At 72.9% G+C, this 8,974-nt stretch carries 8 protein-coding genes; all 8 read left to right on the top strand.

Features of this window, described 5'->3' with window-relative positions; genetic code table 11:
* Nucleotides 1-437 precede the first annotated feature (437 nt).
* Entirely contained in the window at nt 438-1,337 is a 900-nt protein-coding gene (gene hpnC, locus ACLHRZ_RS35880; RefSeq protein WP_490422802.1) for a squalene synthase HpnC, read from the top strand.
* Nucleotides 1,334-2,284: a presqualene diphosphate synthase HpnD gene (hpnD, locus tag ACLHRZ_RS35875; protein ID WP_490422801.1), complete on the top strand. Its 951-nt coding sequence runs from the start codon at nt 1,334-1,336 to the stop codon at nt 2,282-2,284. The genes hpnC and hpnD overlap by 4 nt, the downstream gene beginning before the upstream one ends.
* A gap of 79 nt (nt 2,285-2,363) precedes the next feature.
* Nucleotides 2,364-3,824, top strand: a complete 1,461-nt coding sequence (gene hpnE, locus ACLHRZ_RS35870; RefSeq protein ID WP_490422800.1) for a hydroxysqualene dehydroxylase HpnE — start codon at nt 2,364-2,366, stop codon at nt 3,822-3,824.
* Between the two features lie 43 nt (nt 3,825-3,867).
* Entirely contained in the window at nt 3,868-4,959 is a 1,092-nt protein-coding gene (locus ACLHRZ_RS35865) for a polyprenyl synthetase family protein (protein WP_490422799.1), read from the top strand.
* Nucleotides 4,960-5,112: 153 nt separating this feature from the next.
* On the top strand, nt 5,113-7,131 hold the full coding sequence (gene shc, locus ACLHRZ_RS35860) for a squalene--hopene cyclase (protein WP_490422798.1): 2,019 nt from the start codon (nt 5,113-5,115) through the stop codon (nt 7,129-7,131).
* A complete protein-coding gene (locus ACLHRZ_RS35855; protein ID WP_490422797.1) occupies nt 7,131-7,781 on the top strand; it encodes a 5'-methylthioadenosine/S-adenosylhomocysteine nucleosidase family protein in 651 nt (216 codons plus the stop codon). Before shc ends, ACLHRZ_RS35855 begins: the two co-directional genes overlap by 1 nt.
* Nucleotides 7,782-7,786: 5 nt before the next feature.
* Nucleotides 7,787-8,809: an adenosyl-hopene transferase HpnH gene (gene hpnH, locus ACLHRZ_RS35850; RefSeq protein ID WP_414167479.1), complete on the top strand. Its 1,023-nt coding sequence runs from the start codon at nt 7,787-7,789 to the stop codon at nt 8,807-8,809.
* A 5-nt stretch (nt 8,810-8,814) separates the two neighbouring features.
* On the top strand, nt 8,815-8,974 hold a 160-nt coding region (locus ACLHRZ_RS35845; RefSeq protein ID WP_490422803.1), incomplete at its 3' end, for a flavodoxin-dependent (E)-4-hydroxy-3-methylbut-2-enyl-diphosphate synthase.

The following is an 8,974-nucleotide window of genomic DNA, read 5'->3' as shown; positions in this document are numbered from 1 at the left end:
TGCTGATGGACGGCCCGACGGACGAGGTCGTACGGGCGTACGAGAAGGAAACGGCCCGCTGAGGGCGCCATGGGATTGACCGGTTCGTAACGATCAACTGCCTTATTACCAAGGTCTGTTCGTCCTGCACATGGCATTGTATGGATCAAGCACACACCCCGGCGGGCGTCGGGCACCTGTACGGCGTACGCTGTACCGTGCTGTTTTTGCGCCTGTTCCGCGGCGGGCGAGGGTGTACCCCGGTACTCCCTGTGCCTCCGGCCGCCGGGGCGCCGGAGAAACGGCCGAGGGGGGTCGACGGCACGGCCGCCGCCTGCGGCGTGTCCGAAATAGGATGTTCTGGCTCGGCAGTGTAGAACGGGAGATGTGACGGCAATGGGTACGGGAACGCTCCAGATCAGAGACGCGTACGCCGTCCCCGGTCCGGGCAGCCCGCGATGACCGCGGGGACGGACGCGCACGCGCGCGCCGTGCTCGACAAGGCCGCGCACGAGAACTTCCCGGTCGCACCCTTCTTCGTGCCGCGCGCCTGGCGGGCCGACCTGATGGCCGTCTACGGCTACGCCCGCCTCGTCGACGACATCGGCGACGGCGACGTGGCCCCCGGCGGCCGCGACGCCGAGCTGCTGGGCCTGGACCGCGAGCAGTCCGACGACCGCCCGGCGATGCTGGACGCCTTCGAGGCCGACCTGCGCCGGGTCTTCGACCGCAGCGGCACCGGCCCCCGCCACCCGCTGCTGATCCGCCTCCGTCCGACCGTGCGCCGGTGCGGTCTGACGCCCGAGCCCTTCCTGGGACTGATCGAGGCCAACCGCCAGGACCAGCGGGTGAGCCGCTACGCCACGTACGGGGAGCTGCTCGCCTACTGCGAGCTGTCCGCGAACCCCGTGGGCCGCCTCGTCCTCGGCATCACCGGCACCGCAAGCCCCGAGCGGATCCGCCGCTCGGACGCGGTCTGCACCGCATTGCAGATCGTGGAACACCTGCAGGACGTCGCCGAGGACCTGGGACGCGACCGCGTCTACCTCCCCGCCGAGGACATGCAGCGCTTCCGTGTCACGGAGTCCGACCTCGCCCGGCCGACCGCGGGCGCATCGGTGCGTGCCCTGGTCGCGTACGAGGCGGAACGCGCCCGGACCCTGCTGAATGAAGGGACCCCCCTGGTGGGTAGCGTCCACGGCAGGCTCAAGCTGTTGCTCGCGGGGTTCGTGGGCGGGGGGAGGGCCGCGCTCAAGGCGGTCGCCGCCGCAGGCCACGACGTGCTCCCCGGACCGCCGAAGCCCACCAAGCTCAGCGTGCTGCGCGAGGTGGGGGCGACATTGCGAAGAGAGGGGTGAGCGGGACCGTGAACGGAACGCCACACGCGTCCGCACCGGTACTCGCCGCGTACAGCTACTGCGAGGCCGTCACCGGACAGCAGGCCGGCAACTTCAGCTACGGCATCAGACTGCTGCCGACCGCCAAGCGGCGGGCCATGTCGGCGCTGTACGCCTTCTCCCGGCGCATCGACGACATCGGCGACGGGCCGCTGGAGCCCGAGGCCAAGCGGCTGCGGCTGGAGGAGGCCCGGGCGACGCTCGCCCGGATAAGGGACGGCGCGATCGACGAGGACGACACCGACCCGGTGGCCGTCGCGCTCGCGCACGCCGTGCGCCGCTTCCCCATTCCCATCGGCGGGCTCGACGAGCTCATCGACGGCGTCCAGATGGACGTCCGCGGCGAGACCTACGAGACCTGGGACGACCTCGCCCTCTACTGCCGCTGCGTGGCGGGCGCCATCGGGCGCCTGTCGCTCGGCGTGTTCGGCACCGTCCCCGGCGCGCGCGACACGGAGCGCGCTGCGGAGTACGCCGATACGCTGGGCCTGGCCCTGCAGCTCACCAACATCCTGCGCGACGTCCGCGAGGACGCGGCCAACGGCCGCACCTACCTGCCCTCCGACGACCTCGCCAAGTTCGGCTGCTCGGACGGCTTCCACGCCGCCGTGCCCCCGCCGGGCGCGGACTTCACCGGGCTGGTGCAGTTCGAGGTGCGGCGCGCCCGCGCCCTGTTCGCCACCGGCCTGCGGCTGCTGCCCATGCTGGACCGGCGCAGCGGCGCCTGCGTCGCCGCCATGTCCGGCATCTACCGGCGCCTGCTGGACCGGATCGCCGAGGAGCCGGAGGCCGTGCTGCGCCGCCGGGTCTCGCTGCCCGGCCGGGAGAAAGCGTTCGTCGCCGTGCGCGGGCTGTCCGGGTACGACGCGCGCAGCGTGCACCGGGCGACCGCCAGGGGGCGCGCTTGATGACCCGCACGCGCACGGGCCGGTGTGCAACCCTCCGCCCGGAGGGCACGTCCCAGACAGCAGCCGAGGGGGTGGGCGCATGACCGAGGGGACGACAACCCGGCCCGAGCGGCTCCGCACAGACGAAGCAGGCCGTCCCCTGGGGGCGGCCGCGGTAGTGATCGGGGGCGGCCTGGCAGGCGTCACGGCCGCTCTCGAACTCGCCGGTGCCGGGCTGCAGGTCACCCTGCTCGAAGGGCGGCCGCGCCTCGGCGGCCTGGCCTTCTCCTTCCGCCGCGGCGGCATGTCCGTCGACAACGGCCAGCACGTCTACCTGCGCTGCTGCACCGCCTACCAGTGGTTCCTCGACCGCGTCGGCGCCCGCCACCTGGCCCCCCTGCAGGACCGGCTCGACGTGCCCGTCCTCGACGTGGGCCACCCGTCCGGGCGCCCGCGCCTGGGCCGGCTGCGCCGTGCCGCCCTGCCCGTGCCGCTGCACCTGGCGGCCAGCCTGGCCACGTACCCGCACCTCTCGCTCGCCGAGCGCGCCAAGGTCGGCCGCGCCGCGCTGGCGCTCGGCGCACTCGACCCGGAGGACCCGGCGCTGGACGGCGTGGACTTCGCCACCTGGCTGCACCGCCACGGCCAGTCCGCCCGCACGGTCGAGGCCCTGTGGGACCTGGTCGGCGTCGCCACCCTCAACGCGACGGCGGACCGGGCGTCCCTGGGGCTGGCCGCCAAGGTCTTCAAGACCGGGCTGCTCTCCGCGCCCGGCGCCGCCGACATCGGCTGGGCCCACGTCCCGCTCGGCGAGCTGCACGACACCCGGGCCCGCGCCGCCCTCGACCGGGCCGGCGTGCGCACCGCGCTGCGCACCCGCGCCACCGCGATCACCCGCAGTGCGGACGGCGGCTGGCACGTGGACGCCGAGTCCGGGCCCGACGGCACCGAGCGGCTGGACGCCGGTACGGTCGTGCTCGCCGTGCCCCAGCGCGAGGCCCACGCCCTGCTGCCCGACGGGACCCTCGACGACCCGGACCGGCTGCTGGACATCGGCACCGCGCCGATCCTCAACCTGCACGTCGTATACGATCGCAAAGTTCTCCGCCGGCCGTTCTTCGCGGCGCTCGGCAGTCCCGTGCAGTGGGTCTTCGACCGCACGGAGTCCTCCGGGCTCGCCGGGGCGGACGGTCCCGTGCAGTACCTGGCCGTGTCGCAGTCCGCCGCGCAGGACGACATCGACCGGCCGGTCGCCGAGCTGCGCGAGCGCTATCTCCCGGAGCTGGAGCGGCTGCTGCCGGCCGCGCGGGGAGCCGGCGTGAAGGACTTCTTCGTCACCCGGGAGCGGACAGCGACGTTCGCCCCCACCCCGGGGGTCGGGCGGCTGCGGCCGCAGGCCGCCACCGACGTGCCCGGCCTCTACCTGGCCGGCGCGTGGACCGCCACCGGCTGGCCCGCGACGATGGAGGGCGCGGTGCGCAGCGGAGTGCAGGCCGCGGGCGCGGCACTCTCCGAGCTCGGCCGACCGTACCGCGACCCCCTGCGGGAGGCGGCGGCATGACCCAGCGAGCCAACCAGGCGTGCGCCACCCGGACGGGGCGCGCGTGAGCACGACCACCAGAGGAGAGACCGTGACTTCGGCGATCCCAGCTGTCGACACCGCGGGCGTCACCGCACTGCTGGAGCGGGGACGGGCGCTGTGCGCACCGGTGCTGCGCGATGCCGTGGGCCGGCTCGCGCCACCCATGGACGCCGTCGCCGCCTATCACTTCGGCTGGGTCGACGCCGAGGGCCGCCCGGCGCACGGCGACAGCGGCAAGGCCGTGCGCCCCGCCCTGGCGCTGCTCTCGGCCGAGGCCGCGGGCGCCGCGCCCGAGGCGGGCGTGCCCGGCGCCGTCGCGGTGGAGCTCGTGCACAACTTCTCGCTGCTGCACGACGACCTGATGGACGGCGACGAGCAGCGCCGCGGCCGGGAGACCGTGTGGAAGCTGCACGGCCCCGCGCAGGCCATCCTCGTCGGCGACGCCCTCTTCGCGCTGGCGAACGAACTGCTGCTGGAGCTGGGCACCGTCGAGGCCGGCCGGGCCACCCGCCGGCTGACCACCGCCACCCGCAAGCTCATCGACGGCCAGGCCCAGGACATCTCCTACGAGCACCGCGAGCGGGTCACCGTCGCCGAGTGCCTGGAGATGGAGGGCAACAAGACCGGTGCCCTGCTGGCCTGCGCCGCCTCCATCGGCGCCGTCCTCGGCGGCGCCGACGACAAGACCGCCGACGTCCTGGAGGCATACGGCCATCACCTCGGCCTCGCCTTCCAGGCCATCGACGACCTGCTGGGCATCTGGGGCGACCCGGCGGCCACCGGCAAGCAGACCTGGAGCGACCTGCGCCAGCGCAAGAAGTCGCTCCCGGTGGTCGCCGCCCTCGCGGCCGGCGGCCCCGCATCCGAGCGGCTCGCCGGGATCCTCGCCGCCGACGCGAAGCTCACGGATGCCCAGCTCGCCGACTTCGACGAGGAGGAATTCGCCTCCCGCGCGGCGTTGATCGAGGAGGCGGGCGGCCGGGAGTGGACCTCCCGGGAGGCCCGCCGCCAGTACGCCACCGCGATCGAGGCCCTCAACGGAGTCGACATGCCCACAGAGGTCCGGGCGCAGCTCGTCGCGCTCGCCGACTTCGTCGTCGTACGCAAGAGATGACCACGGAAGAGAAGATGATTCCCCTTCACCTCCACCCGATCTAGCGCGCACTCGCCGGCCGGTGCCCCGTGCGCGGCACCGGCCGACGCAACCCCAAGTACGGCAGTCACAGCAGTACGGCAGAGACGCAACTCACTGCAAAAGGGGAAGCACATGACAGCGACGACCGACGGCACCGGGGCACATCCGCCCCGCGCTGCCGAGGCCGGACACAGCACGACCGCCGAGCCCCTGCCCGCGGCCGCGGGGGCGGCGAAGACGCACGAGGCCGCGGAACGGGCCACGGCCCGCGCCGTCGAACACCTGTTGTCCCGGCAGGACGAGCAGGGGTGGTGGAAGGGCGACCTGGAGACCAACGTCACCATGGATGCCGAGGACCTGCTGCTCCGCCAGTTCCTGGGCATCCGGGACGAGGAGACCACCCGCCGCGCCGCCCGCTGGATCCGCTCGCAGCAGCGCCCGGACGGCACCTGGGCCACCTTCCACGGCGGGCCCGCCGTACTCTCCGCGACCGTCGAGGCCTACGTCGCCCTCCGGCTCGCGGGAGACGGCCCGGACGCACCGCACATGGCCGCCGCCTCCGCCTGGGTCCGCGGACAGGGCGGCATCGCCGCCACCCGGGTCTTCACCCGGATCTGGCTGGCCCTCTTCGGCTGGTGGAGCTGGGACGACCTCCCCGAACTCCCGCCGGAGATCATCTACTTGCCGAAGTGGTTCCCGCTCAACATCTACACCTTCGGCTGCTGGGCCCGGCAGACCATCGTGCCGCTCACCATCGTCGCGGCCCACCGCCCCGTGCGCCCCGCGCCGTTCGGCCTCGACGAGCTGCACACCGACCCGCGCCGGCCCAACCCGCCGCGCCCGCTCGCCCCGGCGGCCAGCTGGGACGGCTTCTTCCAGCGCCTGGACAAGGCGCTGCACCTCTACCGCAAATTCCCCGTCGGCGCGCTGCGCCGCTCCGCCGTCAACTCCGCCGCGCGCTGGATCATCGAGCGCCAGGAGAACGACGGCTGCTGGGGCGGGATCCAGCCGCCCGCCGTCTACTCGATCATCGCGCTGCACCTCCTCGGCTACGACCTCGACCACCCCGTGCTGCGTGCCGGGCTCGAGTCGCTGGACCGTTTCGCCGTGCCGCGCGAGAACGGCGAAGCCCGGATGATCGAGGCCTGCCAGTCCCCGGTCTGGGACACCTGCCTCGCCGCCGTCGCCCTCGCCGACGCCGGCGTGGCGCCCGACCACCCGGCGCTGGTCAAGGCGGCCGACTGGATGCTCGACGAGCAGATCCTGCGCTCCGGCGACTGGACCGTGCGCCGCCCCGAACTGCCCCCGGGCGGCTGGGCGTTCGAGTTCCACAACGACAACTACCCCGACATCGACGACACCGCCGAGGTGATCCTCGCCCTGCGGCGCATCGCCCACCCCGACCCGCGGCGCGTCGAGACGGCGATCCGGCACGCCGCCCGCTGGACGGTGGGCATGCAGTCGAAGAACGGGGCCTGGGGCGCCTTCGACGCCGACAACACCAGCAAGTTCCCCAACCGGCTGCCGTTCTGCGACTTCGGCGAGGTCATCGACCCGCCCTCCGCCGACGTCACCGCCCACGTGGTCGAGATGCTCGCGGTGCTGGGCAAGGAGCACGACCCGCGCACCCGGCGCGGCATCGTCTGGCTGCTGTCCGAACAGGAGCCCAGCGGTGCCTGGTTCGGCCGCTGGGGCGTCAACTACCTCTACGGCACCGGGTCCGTGGTCCCCGCCCTGGTGGCCGCCGGGCTCCCCGTCTCGCACCCCGCGATCCGCAGGGCCGTGGACTGGCTGGGCGGTGTGCAGAACCCCGACGGCGGCTGGGGCGAGGACCTGCGCTCCTACCGCGAACCGGAGTGGACCGGCCGCGGCGCCTCCACCGCCTCGCAGACCGCATGGGCCCTGATGGCCCTGCTCGCCGCGGGCGAGCGGGAGAGCGAGGCCGTCGCCCGGGGCGTGGCCTGGCTGGCCGACACCCAGCGCGAGGACGGCTCGTGGGACGAGCCGTACTTCACCGGTACGGGCTTCCCGTGGGACTTCTCCATCAACTACCACCTGTACCGCCAGGTGTTCCCGCTCACCGCGCTCGGCCGGTTCCTGCATGGCGAACCCTTCGCCGCGGACCGGGCACAGGAACCACGGGAGGGCTGATGGCCCCCGGCACGGGCACGCCCGCCCCCGCACCGCTGCTGATCGCCTGCGCGCTCGGCATCGAGCGCCTCGCCCTGCGCGGCGGTACGGGCGGCGCGGCCGGGCCCGTGACCGTGCTCCGCACCGGCATGGGCCCCCAGGCGGCGGACCGTGCCGTGACCCGGGCCCTCGCCGAGGGCGGTCCGCTGCAGGACGCGGCCGTGATCGCCACCGGCTTCTGCGCCGGCCTCGCACCGGGCATGCACCCCGGCGACCTGGTCGTCGCCGACGAGACCCGCGACGGGGAGGGCCGCACCGAGTGCCTCGGCTCCGAGATCCTCGCCAAGGAGCTCGCCCGCGCCGTCCCCGGCCGCGTCATCCACACCGGGCCGCTGGTCGGCTCGGACCACGTCGTGCGCGGCGCAGAGCGCGCCGGGCTGCACGCCGCCGGCGCACTCGCGGTGGACATGGAGTCCGCCGCCACGCTCCGAAGCGCGGTGAGGACGGGTCCGCGCCCGGTTGCGGCCGTCCGGGTGGTCGTGGACGCTCCAGAACATGAACTCGTCCGAATCGGGACCTTGCGGGGTGGAATATCAGCTTTCCGCGTACTCCGCACCGTCCTTCCGGCTTTTTTCGAATGGCACCGTTCTTTGCTGCTCCCCAGGAGGTGAGCCAGATGGCCATGCCGCTCCGCCAGACCATCCGGGTCGGGACCTATCTCTTTGAACAGAAGCTCCGGAAGCGCGACAAGTTTCCGCTGATCGTCGAGCTCGAACCGCTCTTCGCCTGCAACCTCAAGTGCGAGGGCTGCGGGAAGATCCAGCATCCGGCGGGCGTGCTGAAACAGCGGATGCCCGTTGCCCAGGCGGTCGGCGCGGTGCTGGAGTCCGGTGCGCCGATGGTGTCCATCGCGGGCGGCGAGCCGCTGATGCATCCGCAGATCGACGAGATCGTGCGGCAGTTGGTGGCCCGGCGGAAGTACGTCTTCCTCTGCACCAACGCGTTGCTGATGCGGAAGAAGATGGAGAAGTTCAAGCCCTCTCCCTATTTCGCGTTCGCGGTGCACATCGACGGGCTGCGCGAGCGGCACGACGAATCCGTTGCGAAGGAGGGCGTCTTCGACGAGGCGGTGGAGGCGATCAAGGAGGCCAAGCGGCGCGGCTTCCGGGTCACGACCAACTCTACTTTCTTCAACACCGACACCCCGCAGACCGTCATCGAGGTGCTCAACTTCCTCAACGACGAGCTGAAGGTGGACGAGATGATGATCTCGCCCGCCTATGCCTACGAGAAGGCCCCCGACCAGGAGCACTTCCTGGGCGTCGACCAGACCCGGGAGCTCTTCCGCAAGGCCTTCGCGGGCGGCAACCGCGGCCGCTGGCGGCTCAACCACAGCCCGCTCTTCCTCGACTTCCTGGAGGGCAAGGCGGACTTCCCGTGCACCGCCTGGGCCATCCCCAACTACTCGCTCTTCGGCTGGCAGCGCCCCTGCTACTTGATGAGCGACGGTTACGTGCCCACCTACCGGGAGCTGATCGAGGACACCGAGTGGGAGAAGTACGGGCGCGGCAAGGACCCGCGGTGCGCCAACTGCATGGCCCACTGCGGTTACGAGCCCACGGCCGTGCTGGCCACCATGGGCTCGCTCAAGGAATCCCTGCGCGCCGCCCGGGAGACCGTCTCCGGGAACCGGGGCTGAGCGCCGTGACCACGCGTGAACCGGTCGGGCTCGGACTGCCGTCCGTCCCGGCCCGGCTGGCCGTCCGCCGTGTCAGCCGGAGGATCCAGGTCGGGTCCGTGGCCGTCGGTGGTGACGCTCCGGTGTCGGTCCAGTCGATGACGACGACGCGGACGTCCGACATCG

This window comes from Streptomyces sp. AM25 (genome assembly GCF_058146165.1).
Note: the sequence above shows the minus strand (reverse complement) of the source record. Positions and strands in the feature narration are given on the sequence as shown.